A 16,329-nucleotide genomic window follows, 5' to 3' on the forward strand; every position below is an offset into this window, starting at 1 on the left:
CTGCGATGAATATTGATATTACAGGACTTCCATCACCTTGTTATCTTGTTGACGAAAGACTTCTTGTCAAAAACCTTGAGGTTTTAAATTCCGTCCAAGAGCGGACAGGCTGCAGCATTTTGCTCGCTCTTAAGGGATTTTCGATGTTTTCGACCTTTCCTCTGGTTGGCAAATACTTAAAAGGCGTAACCTCCAGTTCGTTGTTCGAGGCACGACTTGGTCGCGAAAAAATGGACAAGGAGGTTCACGTATACGCACCTGCTTATGTTGACAGTGAATTTGATGAGCTATTGAAGTATGTTGACCATATTGTTTTCAACTCCTTTGATCAACTGAAACGCTACAAAAGCAGAGTGCAAGGCGTAACTTCCAAAAAAATCGACATCGGCATTCGGGTTAATCCGGAATATTCGGAAATCGAAACGCCGCTGTATGATCCTTGCTACAACAACTCCAGAATGGGTGTGACCCTGGCTAACTTTAGACCTGAGGATCTGGATGGCGTGGATGGTATTCATTTTCATACGATGTGTGAACAGAATTCAGATACGCTGGAGCGCACCATTAAAGTCGTGGATGAGAAATTCGGGCCATACATTAAGAATATGAAATGGCTCAATTTCGGCGGCGGTCACCATATTACCAGAGAAGACTATGATCTGGACACGCTGGTACGCTGTATTCAATATTTTCAGGATAAATATGGTGTGCAGGTTTATCTGGAGCCAGGCGAAGCTATTGCTTTGAATACTGGATATCTGGTGGCTACCGTATTGGATACGATGAAAAACGGAATGGATATTGCCATTCTGGATACTTCGGCTGAATGTCATATGCCTGATGTGCTGGCTATGCCATATCGTCCGAATATCATTGATGCAGGAAAGCCTGGTGAGTATGCTTACACCTACAGACTTGGTGGACTTACGTGTTTGGCTGGAGATGTGATTGGAGACTATTCCTTTAAAGAGCCATTGAAGCCGGGAGACAAGCTTGTATTCTGCGACATGGCCCATTACACGATGGTCAAAAACCACATGTTCAACGGAGTCAACCTGCCAGCCATCGCCAGCTACAACGACGAAGAAGGCATCAAGGTAATCCGTCAGTTCTCCTACGAGGACTTTAGCTCACGTTTGTCGTAAGACAAGGGTAATGTGAAATAACAGAGTGTACCAATTGCATGATCTTAAAAAAGAGCCTAGCCCCTTAAAAAAGGGGCTAGGCTCTTGGTGTAGTTAGAGTTTTTTGATTTTTGTACGCGCCTTTTGTATGTATCCAACACAACAGCAGGCAGTAAATAATAATTTAACTATTTGGAAAGTTACATAAATTTATTTAGGCTACCTTATAACTTCAGTAGAGATTTTATAGTCGAATACCTTTCCTCCAGGTTGAAGTCCTGGTACATCGACAGCTAGGTAGTATTCCTTACCTTTTTCAAGATCAGCATTTAAAGAATATTGGGCGTTTTTTGAACGTTTAATTCGTTTACCATTACTATCGTAAAGAGTTAGTTCCATCCAAGAATCAGGGTATTGGTCGCCTTCAATTATAAACTGAACTTCGTTCGATCTAAAAACCTTAATTTTAAATACATCGTAGGCTTCCCAGCCTCCTTGAACCTCTTTACCAAGGGTACCGATGACAGCATCACCTATAAAAAAATAGTTAGCTTGTTCAAAACTATCATTTGGCTCCTGTTCATTATATTCAAGTACAGAGGTTAGAGTTGATTCCTTTGCTACTGGTACAGAATTTGCTTCTTCGGCTAAAGCGACACTGGCAGAAGTACTTAACATAAGTGTCAGGCCTAATGAAGTTAACAACATTTTTTTCATTGATAAACTTCCTTCCTTTTTTGTGATTTATATTCATTTATATGAATATATTAGTAATTACGCTCGAGTTTATTGTATATCATTAACCAGGGAATTGGAATAATAAAAAGGGATATTTATCAATAAAATAAATATAATAGAACATTTTGTTACGGAATTGCATTTCGCTTGTTTACAGGTTTTTTCTAGGGCTTCTGTTTAAAGGTTAGGTTTCTTGGAGGAAAATATATATGGTATACTCATTGGATTAAGAACAAACTTCGACATGAGTTGGATAATAAATTGTAACGATAGGCAGAGGTGAATTGTACATGTTCGACCCTACGGTTTTTGATAATTTAAAAGTGGCTATGGAAAATACGGTTTACGATCTGGATAATTTGGATTCACGTATTGACATTACACAGCGGATCGACAGATTGGAAATGTCCGTGATGTCACGTGAATTTGCTGTCCAATTCAGACTGAGAGAACACCCGAGTGTGACAGCAGAGATTCAACTAAAGGCGGATTTAAACAACTTGGCTGCGGAAATTTTGGAAATCAAAGATCAAGTTCCGGGATGTGTCTTGTTGCTGAGTTTTTACATGGAAATTCGTGAGATTGAGTCACAATGCAGCCGGATTGAAAATATACTGGCCGAAATTTGGAAGCCCGATCTTAGACCGGTACAAACCCTTAGTCAGATTTACGGAGAGAAGACGTCTATATACCAAAACAGGATTGAACTCCGATTTTCCAGACAAATTAACGAAGATCAGATGGAAGACATTCCAGAGCTGTTGGAACACATATTGCTGACGCTTATGGAATTAAACAAGGTCTAAAGGGTTAGGGCCCTAATGTAAATGACATTAGTAGACCAACAAGTTAACGTTAGAGGAGTTGAAAGTATAAATGAATGAACTAGAATTCTCTCAAGTATATGCGATTATGGAGGCTTCTTTTCCTGAAACGGAATGCAGAACATCCGAGTCACAAAGGGCTCTGCTTCATCATCCATGTTATCGTTTACTTACCAAAAAGGACGAACAAGGGCAAATAATTGCTTTTTTGGCGGGATGGGAGTTTACAGATTTTCGGTTTGTAGAGCATATTGCCGTAGATTCGGCTATACGAGGTGGCGGGTTAGGTAAAGAGCTTATGAGCAAGTTTATTTCACAGTCCGGTAAACCGGTAGTACTGGAGGTTGAGCCACCAGTGGATGAATGGACTCGGAGAAGAATTGGTTTTTATGAACGTTTGGGGTTTCATCTGAACCATTTTGACTATGTACAGCCCCCTTTAAGAGAAGGACAGGCTGATCTGCGGCTTCAAATTATGAGCTATCCAGGTGCGCTGGCTGAACAGGATTTTGCTCCGTTTAAAGAGATTTTATATACCGAGGTCTATAGGTTAAATAAGAAGACTATATAGCTAAAGGTGTTTCATTATCGTTAATGTTTTGTCCATGCCATCACAAATTCTTTCTCGTCAGTTTCGGCATCAACAGATTCCGCTTGAATGGTAAATCCATTTTTGGTATAGAAGTTAAATGCTTTCGTGTTCGACTGGTATACTTTTAATTGAATCTCATCATGTTGCTTCTTGATCCAATCTAGTAGTAACTTGCCATAGCCTTTTCTTTGAGAATCAACACGTATAAACAGAGCCGCCAAGTATCCATCCAACATGGAAACAAAGCCGCCAATGCTATGATCATCTTGTATGATAACGTAGTTTTGAGCGAGGGGAAGGTACCTGTTTTCCATCTCGGTAACTTGTGATGCCCAATACTGCGGAGCAATAAAATGATGGGCTTCTATGGAAGCATCCAGCCAGATGGCTGTCAACTCGTTGAGCTCTTCCACATTTGCGGGTCTAATCGACATCGTATCTCCTCTTTCACAGTGCAGTATGTAATCTTATAGATGATGTTGAAATAAAAAAGACCGTCCGAGGACGGTCTTTCTACCCGTGGCGCTTAATTAAAGCTTTGATCCGTATCCCGCGCCTCCGTCAACTCTGTAAATTAGAGAATAACGGACCGGGTAAGGGATACGCTCAACATGTGATTATTGATGTTGACGCACCTCCTTTCCTGATGGACCCATTTTACCATATATGGATTGTGATATCCAGTGATTTTCTTATATTTGCGGAAATGATTCATAGAAAATATAATATAAAAATAGCTTGATTTTATGTTCTATGGGAGATATAATCTGAATTACGGTGACTGAAAAACATCGGTGTGAGTACATAATATGCGGTCGTGGCGGAATTGGCAGACGCGCACGGTTCAGGTCCGTGTGGGCTAACCCCCCGTGGAGGTTCGAGTCCTCTCGACCGCATTATAGCCTAACATTTACAGGTTCTTGGATTGGCTGGATGCCACCAAGAGCCTGTTTTTATATGGTTAAGATGCGTGTACCATTATAACTATTTTATTTATACTGAAATATATATTTAATATAGTCCTTTGCACTCTGATTAATGTCTTCGTCGCTTGCTTGAAACGAGGCTCCGAAGACAGCGAAATAGGGTAATGTTATCGCGCCAACATGCACTGCGCTTGCTTTAAAAGGTGCTATAACTTCATCTACAGTAAAAGAAACGGAACCAGTAGGTGAGTAATTTTCTTTTTTATCGCCAATGGACATGGCTATCCCTAGCTTCTTTCCTTTTAACTTATCACCTTGTGAACCATAAGCCCATCCATGAGTAAAAACATCATCCATCCATTTTTTTAATAAAGGCGGGTAACTATACCAATATAAAGGGAATTGAATTATGATATTACTATGTGCTTCAAGTAACTTTTGCTCTTTCAAAACATCAATGCTCCAGTTTGGGTACTCTTTATAAATTTCGTGAATTGTAATTTCATTGGTATATTGAAGTAATTCTCGTTTCCATCTGTTATTTACTCTAGAATCTTCGATATGGGGATGAGCTAAAATCACAAGAGTTTTCATCATAAATCACCTTTCTTACGTAACATATTTGCCTTTGTAGATGCTCTATTATTATTCTGTATGCTTCAAAAAAAGTAAATACACACAATAAAGTAAGATAGTTACTTGAAAGTGTGCATTGGACTTAGAGTGAAGATACGCAATTATAAAATTAATTAGATAAACTTTGTTATTTTTAGCGTTGAAGAGGTGGTACTATGAAACAATATAATTTAGGCATAGAAGCAACACTTGAGATCATCGGAGGTAAATGGAAATCATTAATCATTTGTTTATTAATGTCTGGTAGAAAAAGGACAAGTGAATTACAGCGTAGTATTCCGGGCATTTCTCAAAAGGTTCTTATACAGCAACTTCGCGAACTTGAAAAGGATGGTATCATAGGTAGACATGTGTATAATCAAATGCCTCCAAAAGTGGAGTATTATATAACGGAATATGGAATTACAGCAAATGAAATTATTGACTTAATGTGTTCTTGGGGGAGGGCTAATATCAAAATAAGACAACAGCAAGGAGAAGATGTGAAATTGTTAGAAAATGATTCAAAATGAATAGTGGAGTAAAAAAGCGTTGTAGACTATGATGTTTACGGTAGTTTTCTTCGGCTGTCTTCAAGTGTTATGTTATGTGTTGAGCCGCAAGCTGATTTGCTATATAGTTATGACTGGACAACCATTACATCCATATTAAATGAATGCTAAAGTAGGGGGACCCTTGCAATGATTATTAAACCGAAAATTCGTGGTTTCATATGTACGACTGCACATCCTGCAGGATGCGCGGCTCATGTTAACCGTCAGATCAACTACATCAAAGATAGCACATCAATACAAGGAGCTAAAAAGGTACTTGTGATCGGAGCATCTACTGGATATGGGCTGGCTTCTCGTATTGCTGCGAGCTTCGGTCTGGGAGCGGACACCATAGGGGTATCCTATGAACGTCCCGCATCAGAGGGGCGCACGGCTTCAGCAGGCTGGTACAATACGGTAGCCTTTGAAAGAGCGGCCAGAGCAGCTGGCTACATAGCAGAAAGCATTAATGGAGATGCTTTTTCTCATGAAATTAAGCAGGAGACGTTGAAGCTGGTAAAGGAAAAGCTGGGCAAGGTAGACCTGATTGTGTATAGTGTCGCTTCACCGCGACGGACACATCCCGATACGGGTGAGACCTTTAATTCCGTTCTCAAGCCTATCGGACAGTCTTTTTCTAATAAAACAGTGAATACCAATACAGGTGTCGTATCAGAAATTACGCTAGAACCGGCTACGCAGGAGGAAATTGAGAACACCATCACGGTAATGGGTGGCGAAGATTGGTCCTTGTGGCTAAAAGCGTTGGAAGAAGCTGATCTGCTGGCTGAAGGAGTAACCACACTGGCTTACTCGTATATTGGTCCTGAAATTACGGAGGCTATCTATCGTAAAGGAACCATTGGCCAAGCTAAAAATGATTTGGAAGCTACAGCACATACTCTAACAAAGCAACTGGAACGTTATCATGGAAAAGCCTATGTTTCTGTGAATAAAGCTTTGGTTACACAATCCAGTTCGGCTATTCCAGTCGTGCCTTTGTATATTTCTTTGCTGTTTAAGGTCATGAAAGAAAAGGGACTGCACGAGGGATGTATTGAGCAGGCACAACGTCTGTTCGAGACGCTATACAGTGGGTCCACTGTGGAAACGGATGAAGAAGGACGCATCCGTCTGGATAACTGGGAAATGAGAGACGATGTGCAGCAGGCTGTCAAAGCAGCTTGGTCCGAAATCACTACAGAAAATGTATCTGAATTAGGCGATCTTGAACAATACCGTCTGGATTTCCTTCAATTATTTGGATTCGGGTTTGATGAAATTGATTATGAATTAGATGTTAATCCAGAGGTTGATACAACTTTATAAGTGAATATTTGTAAAACAAAAACGGGTACTCTCAAGCGATGCAATTGCTTAAGAGACCCGTTTTTTATGTATACTGTCAAAAAAAGTTCACTAACAGCATTTATCGAGAATTAGACGTGGAAAGCGACTTACGATGCAGCAAGCGAAAAACGGCAATGGTAATAATAATCCCCGCAATGCCAAAGACAGCGACAGACGTTAGGGCTCGATAAGCTTGCCAGCCGAACAAAAAAGCAATACCACTGCCAAACGTTGTACCTGCCAGTAACCCAAGTGCACAGGCAATATCCGTTCCAAATTTCATAAACATGTTCCTTTCGAATATATAAAGTAAAAAGCAACTTGTACTTTTTCGCTGGACTTGGACACACACTTGTGCGTACAATTAAATAGTAATCGTTTTCAAACGGAATCTTTTAATCATTATGGATCATTCTTGTGCAAATTATTCCTTTTTCAGGAGGCTGATGAAATGAATATGAATGAGCAGATCAAGCTGTGGAACGAAGAGGCGCAGGCTAGTAACGCTGACCATCCTCACCGAAAGGTTGAATTGTGTATCGAGGTACGAGATGGAGCACTGGAGTCTGTTGTTCCTTATTTGAACCAACTGGATTATCGTCATGTAACTCTAGTAGAAGATGAACATACTTCGGCGGCGGCAGGAAAAAAAGTGGCTGAGCTGATCCGTGAGGCAGGTTTGACAGTTGATGTAGTTCGCTTACCTCCGAATGCTGTAGGGGATGTGATTGCTGATGAGACCTACATTATGAAAGTGCTGCTGGGTGTGGCGGATAAGAGTCAGGCTGTACTTGCTGTAGGCTCTGGCACGATTCATGATCTGGTTCGCTTCGTATGTTATAAAATGAATCGTCCGTTCTTGTCAGTACCGACGGCTGCTTCGGTGGATGGTTTTACCTCCGCAGGCGCACCACTAATTGTGGACGGCAGCAAGCAGACATTCCAAGCAGTTCCGCCAGAGGCGATCTTTGCTGATTTGTCTGTGCTGGCAAATGCGCCACAGACGATGACTGCGGCCGGTTTTGGCGATATGCTCGGTAAGTTCACCTCACTAGCGGACTGGCATGTTTCCAGAGATTTGGGAAACGAGCCATATTCACCTGTGGCTAATCGCATTACTGAGGAGGCTCTGCGTGACTGTGTAGAGCATGTCGACGAGATTGCGGCAGGCAGCAAGGCTGGTGTCGAGGTATTGATGAATGCGCTGATTGCATCTGGTATTTCGATGCTGATGATAGATCATTCTCGTCCAGCGTCAGGGGGAGAGCACCATATTTCCCACCGAATTGAAATGGATTTTATTTCAGAGGGACGCAAGCAAGTTTTGCATGGTGCCAAAGTAGGCGTAGCATCCGCATTGCTGTCTGACCTGTACAGGGATTTAGCAGCCAGTCAGGATGTAGAGGCTTTTAAGGTGTATCGGGCTTTGCCTACGTCGGAGCAGATGCGTGCATGGCTGGCTCAGGTCGGAGGCCCATCTACCATTGCCGAGCTGGGGGTTACGGAGGAACAGCTTGCGCGTGCATTGCGCACGGCCCATACCTTGCGTGATCGCTATACAGGACTTAAGTATATGAATGAACATCAATTGCTTCGTTCGTAATGTGCAACATCTACACAAATTGTCCTTAGATATTCGGCCAGTTATGTGTGGCAAGGAAGGGATAAGTGAATGGGTTTACACCTCCGGCAGCAATACGACGATATCCTGCTCCTGTAACATTTGTATGTACAAATGAACGGTATGCTATAATCGTGGAATATGAACAGGTACACGATATTGCAAGTACGGAGGAAATTATGGCGCCCAAATATATACAAGTTAAACAAGAAATTTTGTCCTGGATTCATTCATCTAAACTGGAACCACAAAGCCAGCTTCCATCTGAGCATGAAATGTCTGAACAATTTGCCGTTAGTCGGCAAACGGTGCGTCAGGCGCTGGGTGAGCTGGTGCAGGAAGGCTGGCTGTTTCGGATGCAGGGCAAGGGAACCTTTGTCGCGACACGGGACAGCAAGCAGCCCGAAGATCCAAAGACGATTGGAGTCGTTACAACCTATATATCGGATTATATTTTCCCATCCATTGTACAGGGAATTGAATCCAAATTGAGTCGCCAGGGATACAAGATGCTGCTGTCAAGCACAGGTAATGACCCTGAGCAAGAAAGTCAGTGCCTGGAAATGCTGTTAAGTCAACCGCTGAGCGGAATTATTATTGAACCGACTAAAAGTGGAGAGCGTAACCCCAATCTGAACTATTATTTAACCGTGGAAAATCGCCAAATCCCTTATTTGATGATCAATGCGCGTTATGAGGAAATGGATGCGCCATGTCTGCGAGTAGATGATGAAAAGGGTGGTTTTTTGGCGGCCGAGCATCTGATTAAGCTGGGACACCGACGCTTGGCCGGATTTTTCAAAACCGATGATATGCAGGGGATTCTTCGTATGAAGGGATTTGTGGCCGCTCACCGCAAATATGGTGTGACACTACACCCGAACGCAGTAACGACTTACCGGACAGAAGAAAAAAATGAGATTCCGCTACAACGTGCGTCGAGGCTATTGACGATGGAGGCGGGAGAGCGTCCTACTGGATGGGTGACCTACAATGATGAGTTGGCTGTTCGACTCCTGGATATTGTACGTTCGGCGGGCCTGAACATTCCCAATGATCTATCGCTGGTTGGGTTTGATGATTCATTTTTGGCGACAGCAACGGAAATCAAGCTAACGACAATTCGGCATCCAAAGGAAGAATTGGGGTTACGTGCTGCCGATACCATGCTGTCGATGATTGAAGAGAAGGGGTACCATGAAGAAGATCGTCAGTTAATTCTACCGCCTGAGCTCATAGTTCGTGAATCTACGGGGCCTGTTCAGGTAATGCCTGGAGAAAACTAGGCAGGGAGATCAGTCTTAACATGTAAGGACAAGTTAGTAAGTGTACAGCTTCAACGCTTAATATTTGATGGGCATGTTACTCGCCATACCGAACAGTCTGTTTTCTGGATTGCAGAAATAGACTGTTTTTGCTATGTTTTTTCTGAAAATGAGTACATAAATCTATCGAAAAAATACATAAAAAAGACTAGCTAAGTTGTACGTACAAGCATATAATGAAAGCGGAACCGAGAATAAAGGGTCGTCACGACCTTCCTGTAATTTTCCATTTGAGGCTAGTTTCAGTCACCTCCTCCATTGCAGATTTCAAAAATGATAGTAAAAGGTGTGCCTTATACATAGTAGAACAATTGAAAAAGGAAGTATGGGAGGCCAATTTGGCTCTTCCAAGGGCGTGGACTATGAAGAACTGAAAGCGGAGCAACTGATTGTGCTGAATCTACAAGGCGTTTATTTGCGTTCGCTCTTCGTCAGATACGCATACACATCTGGCATTGTACTGTTCTTTCGTTCGGAATCCAGAATTCACCTCAATGGATCAGGCGCTGCTGGATAAGCATTTTCTGCGCAAGCATGGGGCGAACGCTTATGATGGTCAACGATAAAGGAGGAGGCACACAAATGAGCAAGTATACAATTGGTGTCGATTATGGAACGGAGTCTGGCCGTGCGGTCATTGTTGACCTGTCTGACGGAGCTGAAATTGCTACACATGTAACACTTTACCGTCATGGAGTTATTGATGAAGTATTGCCTGGTAGCGGACGCAAATTGGATATGGATTGGGCGCTGGAACATCCGGCTGATTATATTGAAGTCCTGACTACTTCCGTACCTGCTGTTATGAAGGAGACAGGGATTTCTCCAGACGATATCATCGGGATCGGAATTGATTTTACAGCATGTACGATGCTGCCGATCGACGCGCAGGGACAACCGTTGTGCTTTGACGAGAACCTGAAAGATAACCCGCATAGTTGGGTGAAACTGTGGAAGCATCATGCAGCACAAGAAGAAGCGGACCGTTTAAATGATATTGCCTCGCAGCGCGGAGAGGCGTTTCTGCCTCGCTATGGAGGGAAAATTTCTTCCGAATGGATGATCGCAAAAATTTGGCAAATTCTGAACGAGGCACCGGACATTTATAATCAAACAGACCGCTTTGTAGAAGCGACCGACTGGGTAATTTCCCAGCTCAGCGGGGAACTGAAACGTAATCAGTGTACAGCTGGCTACAAGTCTATTTACCATCATCGCGATGGTTATCCGGATCGTGAATTTTTCAAAGCGCTCGATCCGCGTCTAGAAAATTTGACGGATACGAAGCTGCGCGGTGAGATTTATGAATTGGGTGCCCGTGCGGGTGGATTAACAGAGGATATGGCTGCAAAACTCGGACTGAACCCGGGAACGGCAGTAGCGGTAGGCAATGTGGATGCTCATGCGGCTGTTCCGGCAGTAGGCGTCGTCACACCAGGCAAGCTGGTGATGGCGATGGGAACTTCCATTTGCCATATGCTCCTCGGTGAGGAAGAAAAAGAAGTAGAAGGTATGTGTGGCGTTGTAGAGAACGGAATTATTCCGGGCTATTACGGGTATGAGGCTGGACAATCGGCGGTAGGAGACATTTTCGCATGGTTTGTGGAACATGCTGTTCCGGGCGAAGTGAAGGAGCAGGCAGCTGCGGAAGGTGTGAACGTCCATGTATGGCTGGAGCGTAAAGCGGCTGAATATAAACCGGGCGAAACCGGATTGCTGGCACTCGACTGGTGGAACGGTAACCGTTCTTTGTTGGTTGACACCAACCTGACGGGGCTGATTGTCGGATATACGTTGCTGACGAAGCCAGAGGAAGTGTATCGTACATTGCTGGAAGCAACTGCGTTCGGAACACGTAAAGTTATCGATGCATTCCATCATAACGGCGTGCCAGTAGACGTATTGTATGCGTGCGGTGGATTGCCGCAGAAAAATCGTCTTTTGATGCAAATTTATGCTGACGTAACCAGACGGGAAATTAAGGTCGCTGCTTCTACCCAAACTCCTGCGTTGGGTGCAGCCATGTTCGCAGCAGTGGCTGCGGGAGCTGAAGCTGGAGGGTACGACGATATCGTCGTAGCAGCGCGTCATATGGCGCGTGTACGGGACGAGAGCTTCAAGCCGATCCCTGAGAACGCGGCCGTGTATGATAAGCTGTACGAGGAATACAGCCGTCTTCACGACTACTTTGGACGTGGAGGCAATCCGATGATGAAAAAGCTAAAGTCCATCAAGGAAGAAGCCAAACGTTCAACTGAAACGGCAAGCATTCATTCTTAAAAAGCTGACAAAATATAAGCAAGAAGTATTTAAAGGTCTGTTATCTAAAAAGCACAGTGCGCCGAGGAATCGGCAGACTGTGCTTTTTTGCATTTTTATATTCTGTGAATTACATGATGTGAAAGTCTCAGCGGATGAAAGATGGTAATGCGTTCCTTTCAAAGACTTTCATGAAAATTACAACCATTTCTCTTTTACGGACATTTTTACTTTTTCAGCATGGCATCAGCAAACAAAATGGATTTTGGAATACGGAAAAACTGTTCCGCCTGATCCTGGAAGGTTTGCGAAGGAACGGTACCCTGATGCAACCATTTCCGAAATGTACCGGGGTGAACACCAATCCAATGACTCACATCGGTCACCGAAATATCATGTACCATGCATAGACCCGCCAAGATCCGATTTTTAACCGGAGAACGAGTCACAGTCCGTTTCATAAAACGGGACGGCGCTGGTTGACAGATGAGTGGTGAACGCCGGACAACCTCTTCATTAAATAGAATATGGTGCGGATAACCAAGTGTATTACACGTCTTTTCCAGATTAGTGTTGCCGGGAATGCGACCTTCATATACCCACGCACTGACACTACGGGAGGAAATGGAAAGCTCCTCGGCAAGTTGGGACAGTTTAATGTCATTAGCCATCAAAACGGCAAGCAAAACGCGATTGCGCACTTGACAGCGTGTTGGTTTACGAAAACGTTTGACACGCACACCTTTTCCCAAATATTTGCGATTGATCAGAGACCACGCCTGAATGGAATGTTTATCTTGTTGTTTAGGCATATACCCTCCGATTTTTTTTAACCACATACTACTATACCCGAAGGGGGGTTTGCAAGTGACTCCTCTCCTGATTTTCTTTTAATCCCATGGGCTTAACCGGTTTATGGAAAATAAGGTCCATTTGGCCTATAAAAATGGAAGTTTAAGGTGTCGATATATTAAAATGTGACATTATTAATGGAAATGGAGGTAATATGTTCTTCTCTTACGATTGTAAGGATGTACAGAGAGAAAAGTGGGTCTTTGCAGCCCAACATGCATTTTTTTGACGAGAAAAAGGGAGGTTATACAGCTAGATGATTTGTAAAAAGGTAGTGGTATGGTTTCTGACGGCGATTTTAGCGATTAACACCTTGCTGTGTCTGCCTGTTGTAGCAGGAGCAGAAAAACAAAATGCAACGGGCGGAATACAACAAGGTCATGCAGGTTTGGTACAGGAGGAACAGGAGCTTTCTGATGGAACAGTTTCTTTCAATTCGCCCACTTCTGCGACAAACAGCGTTTATAATGCACTCATGATGAGCTTGGCGGCAACGGTGGAGTATACGTCAATCGTTATCGAACCTGGGGAAACCTATGAATTCGAGAATACAGATACGATCAGTAAGTCCATATATAGCAACGCTTCTCAATCAAAAGGCATTTTGTACGATAGTGTAAGTTACAAAGAGGACGGAGACATCAGCACTGTCCATATGGACTATGGCATAAGCCCCATTGGTGTTCCTGGGGGAGGCACAGCGTTTATTACGAATACAGGAACAGCAGCATTAACCGTAAAAGTAACGGACGTCTTCACCTACAGTACATCGGAGGACCCAGCACTAGAGCGAGTTACGGTCTCTAAAAATGAAAGCTATCGGATTGTGAATGAAGGATGGACTGCCCGTTCGATTCAGCATGATGGGTCAAATGCAGACAATCGCCGTTTTGATTACGCAAAATACAAGGCAGACGGAACTTTATCCGCATCTGATCTTAATAGCATTGCTCATCCCTCTTTGGGTGATGGCGAGGAACTGATTATTACAGGTTCCACTGCCAATGCGGTGACCTTCGGATTTCCATACGGCAAATACAGTATAGAAAGCACCGGCGAGCCGGCTTATGCGCGGGTTACCCTAAATCAGGGGGAAAGCTACCAATTTATCAATGTGGGAACCCGATTGGATACGGTGGAAAGTGACGGTACATCTAAAGATAAACTTGACTATGTTGTTTATCTGGCAAACGGAACAGAGGCTTCACGCGGCAGTGGCACTACGGCGAAGCCGCAGATTGCTGTGGACAGATACGCGGTAATTACCCAGGTCACTGCAAACCCGGTTACATACGGGGCTCCATATCGCAATTTTATTGCCCGTCCTGTGGGTGGTGATGCAATCAGCCGTGTGGAGCTTGAGGTGGGCAAGAGCTACATTTTCCACAATAATGGTACGCTAATGAATCCGATCTACAATAACTCCAAAAAGGTAGGAAGCTTGCTCGACTATGCTATTTACAAGCCGGATGGAACGGTAAATTCCTCTGGTTTTAACAGCCAGGCAGGTCCCATGATCCCGCCTTCGGGATATGCCATTGTGACTGTGATCGGTCCGAGTCCTATTATCTTTGATTATACAGATGATTTTTCCTGGGAAACTAGCAATGATCCTGCCTTTTTACGCGTAACACTGTCTAAAGGCGAAAGTTATGCTTTTACTAATATTAGTGATCATTTGAGGAATCTGCATAGCACAGCCAGTACCGTTAAAGGAAAATATGATGTGGTTCTGTACAAAGCAGATGGTACAGAGCAATCCAGGCGCAATACCGGAAACTCAACCTTTTTGGTTGGTGCAGGTAAAAAGGCCAGTGTGACGGTAACCAGTGACACGCCAATCACGTTTGGTGGTATCTATCGGAGCTTTAAGGCCAGCGAAGATGATAATGGTATCGGGCAAACGACGCTGGAGCCAGGGGATTCGTACATTTTCCGCAATCATGATAGCAAATCGAATTCATTGCGGCATGACAAAAGTAGTGGAAGTGCACGCTTTGATTCGGCAAGCTATCGAGGGCTTCGTTTACTGACATCAGATCATTTCAACAATACAGTGGACCCAGAGATTGTTGCAGGCGGTGAAGCCATTGTCACCAATGTATCCGATCGGCCAATTACTTTTACCTATAGCAGTAAGGTAGAGGCTATGCTTAACGCACAGGCAGCCTTCCATCGAATTACATTGAAACGCGGTGAAAGCCGGAAATTTATCAATGTAAGCACTTTGGACAAGGCTCTGGATGTCATTTCAGTCAGCGGTATGAAGTGGAATTACATGAATTACAAGGCAGACGGTACGGTGTACAGTCAGGCCAGTGATACGACTCAATTGCCGTTGGTACAGGCTGGTGGATATGCCATTGTAACGACGGTTTCGGATGTGCCAGTGACTTATGGAGCTGTGTTAGGAATATTCGACGTTGAGGATGCTCAGGTGCCGACAGGCAATCAAGTCACTGTCAAGCAGGGAGAAAGCTATGTATTCCATAATACTGGTTCACAGGCTTCCTCATTAACGACAGATGCTTCAAACGAAAGCCGCCTCTACGACTATGCCATATATGAAGAAGGTAGCGGTGTAAATTCCAAGGTGGATAGAGCAGGTATGGATGCTTCTCTACCTGAAATCTCACTTGGAGCCGGAGATACGCTTGTTGTGACTGTCACTTCGCCGCAAGCCGTGACCTTTCATTTCAAGAATGAAATTAAAGCGGAGCCAAGCACAGAACCGGCGTTGTTAAAAACGTCTTTGTCTGGCGGCAACCAGGAGATATGGATCAATCGCGGAAGTCAGGAGGCCCCTATCGTGACGAATGCGAAGGCGGCTGGTGGAACGTATCAATATACCGTTACGGATCAGGCTGGAAAAGTGATTCGTGAACATAAAGAGGCGATAGATAATCAACAGCAAGTGCCAGCTAATGCAAATATTCATCTTGCCGTAGCTGCAGTTGCTCCTGCTGTTAACTTTGGAGCGCCTTATCGTGTGTTTGCCGTAAAAAATAACGATGACAGCAAGCTGGACGAGCTAATTGAGCTCATAGATAAAGAAGCTGACTTTACGGCAGGCCAACAAGGGAAATATCGGTTTACACCCAAAGAAGACGGGATTTACCGTTTTGCTGTGAAGGATAAATCCAACTTTGCTGCGCAGCAACCCATTGTAAGCTTGTTTACGGACCCTGATTTTAGTAACCAGCTTGTCTCTTCAACAGAGCAAGCACAAATATATGGTTGGGATTACACGGTCTTAGAGTATGAGATGAAGGCAGGCCAAACGATTTATGTGAAGTTGACAGAAACCAATAGCGGCGCATTACAAACCGTAATTAAGGCAGCACATATGGCGCTTGGTAAGGATACTTCATATGAATATGGAAAAGGGAACCGAATGAATAAAGTTATTTTGTTCACCGGTGATCAAATTCAACTGGATTATGACTTAAACGGAAACGTCATTAGACGGACGAAGAAGGTATTTCCTTTTACAGATTAAAAGGATGTCTTTGCTTCGAAAAAACATAACAGATAGTTAGATGTACAGGC

At 43.6% G+C, this 16,329-nt stretch carries 15 protein-coding genes and 1 tRNA gene; 11 read left to right on the forward strand and 5 right to left on the reverse strand.

Features of this window, described 5'->3' with window-relative positions; translation table 11 throughout:
* Nucleotides 1-5: 5 nt before the first annotated feature.
* Nucleotides 6-1,145, forward strand: a complete 1,140-nt coding sequence (gene nspC, locus NLX82_RS10200) for a carboxynorspermidine decarboxylase (protein ID WP_028542859.1) — start codon at nt 6-8, stop codon at nt 1,143-1,145.
* Nucleotides 1,146-1,343: 198 nt separating this feature from the next.
* Here the strand turns inward: nspC and NLX82_RS10205 are convergent, their stop codons facing one another.
* Nucleotides 1,344-1,841 carry a hypothetical protein gene (locus NLX82_RS10205; RefSeq protein ID WP_023987970.1) on the reverse strand — a complete coding sequence of 166 codons (498 nt, stop codon included), beginning with the start codon at nt 1,839-1,841 and terminating at the stop codon, nt 1,344-1,346.
* Between the two features lie 311 nt (nt 1,842-2,152).
* Here NLX82_RS10205 and NLX82_RS10210 point away from each other — a divergent pair, with 311 nt between their 5' ends.
* Entirely contained in the window at nt 2,153-2,668 is a 516-nt protein-coding gene (locus tag NLX82_RS10210) for a hypothetical protein (protein ID WP_028542858.1), read from the forward strand.
* 70 nt (nt 2,669-2,738) lie between these two features.
* Nucleotides 2,739-3,257: a GNAT family N-acetyltransferase gene (locus NLX82_RS10215; protein WP_023987972.1), complete on the forward strand. Its 519-nt coding sequence runs from the start codon at nt 2,739-2,741 to the stop codon at nt 3,255-3,257.
* Between the two features lie 20 nt (nt 3,258-3,277).
* On the opposite strand, the gene NLX82_RS10220 is transcribed toward NLX82_RS10215, so the two are convergent.
* The gene (locus NLX82_RS10220) at nt 3,278-3,712 is read right to left on the reverse strand and encodes an N-acetyltransferase (protein ID WP_053325137.1); all 435 of its coding nucleotides are present in this window, start codon (nt 3,710-3,712) and stop codon (nt 3,278-3,280) included.
* A gap of 377 nt (nt 3,713-4,089) precedes the next feature.
* Between NLX82_RS10220 and NLX82_RS10225 the strand changes: the two genes are divergently transcribed.
* Nucleotides 4,090-4,174: transfer RNA gene (locus tag NLX82_RS10225), tRNA-Leu, on the forward strand.
* Nucleotides 4,175-4,267: 93 nt separating this feature from the next.
* On the opposite strand, the gene NLX82_RS10230 is transcribed toward NLX82_RS10225, so the two are convergent.
* Entirely contained in the window at nt 4,268-4,798 is a 531-nt protein-coding gene (locus tag NLX82_RS10230) for an NAD(P)H-dependent oxidoreductase (RefSeq protein ID WP_075155044.1), read from the reverse strand.
* Nucleotides 4,799-4,995: 197 nt separating this feature from the next.
* Between NLX82_RS10230 and NLX82_RS10235 the strand changes: the two genes are divergently transcribed.
* Nucleotides 4,996-5,352, forward strand: coding sequence for a winged helix-turn-helix transcriptional regulator (locus NLX82_RS10235; RefSeq protein ID WP_075154014.1), 357 nt, complete (start codon nt 4,996-4,998; stop codon nt 5,350-5,352).
* 168 nt (nt 5,353-5,520) lie between these two features.
* Nucleotides 5,521-6,702, forward strand: coding sequence for an enoyl-ACP reductase FabV (gene fabV / locus NLX82_RS10240; RefSeq protein ID WP_023987975.1), 1,182 nt, complete (start codon nt 5,521-5,523; stop codon nt 6,700-6,702).
* A 100-nt stretch (nt 6,703-6,802) separates the two neighbouring features.
* On the opposite strand, the gene NLX82_RS10245 is transcribed toward fabV, so the two are convergent.
* A complete protein-coding gene (locus NLX82_RS10245) occupies nt 6,803-7,006 on the reverse strand; it encodes a hypothetical protein (RefSeq protein ID WP_075154015.1) in 204 nt (67 codons plus the stop codon).
* 168 nt (nt 7,007-7,174) lie between these two features.
* On the opposite strand from NLX82_RS10245, the gene NLX82_RS10250 reads away from it, so the two are divergent.
* The 4 genes from NLX82_RS10250 to NLX82_RS10265 all read left to right on the forward strand — a co-directional run bounded on the left by NLX82_RS10250 (nt 7,175) and on the right by NLX82_RS10265 (nt 11,949).
* On the forward strand, nt 7,175-8,326 hold the full coding sequence (locus NLX82_RS10250; protein ID WP_069079878.1) for a sn-glycerol-1-phosphate dehydrogenase: 1,152 nt from the start codon (nt 7,175-7,177) through the stop codon (nt 8,324-8,326).
* 197 nt (nt 8,327-8,523) lie between these two features.
* The gene (locus tag NLX82_RS10255) at nt 8,524-9,630 is read left to right on the forward strand and encodes a GntR family transcriptional regulator (RefSeq protein WP_069079894.1); all 1,107 of its coding nucleotides are present in this window, start codon (nt 8,524-8,526) and stop codon (nt 9,628-9,630) included.
* Nucleotides 9,631-9,994: 364 nt separating this feature from the next.
* A complete protein-coding gene (locus NLX82_RS10260; RefSeq protein WP_069079877.1) occupies nt 9,995-10,186 on the forward strand; it encodes a hypothetical protein in 192 nt (63 codons plus the stop codon).
* A gap of 65 nt (nt 10,187-10,251) precedes the next feature.
* Complete coding sequence (locus NLX82_RS10265; protein WP_254347969.1) at nt 10,252-11,949, forward strand: ribulokinase; 1,698 nt, start codon at nt 10,252-10,254, stop codon at nt 11,947-11,949.
* Between the two features lie 206 nt (nt 11,950-12,155).
* On the opposite strand, the gene NLX82_RS10270 is transcribed toward NLX82_RS10265, so the two are convergent.
* Nucleotides 12,156-12,740, reverse strand: coding sequence for a helix-turn-helix domain-containing protein (locus tag NLX82_RS10270; RefSeq protein WP_007429779.1), 585 nt, complete (start codon nt 12,738-12,740; stop codon nt 12,156-12,158).
* Between the two features lie 296 nt (nt 12,741-13,036).
* Here NLX82_RS10270 and NLX82_RS10275 point away from each other — a divergent pair, with 296 nt between their 5' ends.
* Entirely contained in the window at nt 13,037-16,279 is a 3,243-nt protein-coding gene (locus tag NLX82_RS10275) for a hypothetical protein (RefSeq protein WP_069079875.1), read from the forward strand.
* Nucleotides 16,280-16,329: the final 50 nt, after the last annotated feature.

Source organism: Paenibacillus sp. A3M_27_13 (assembly GCF_024213315.1).
Lineage (GTDB): Bacteria > Bacillota > Bacilli > Paenibacillales > Paenibacillaceae > Paenibacillus > Paenibacillus polymyxa_B.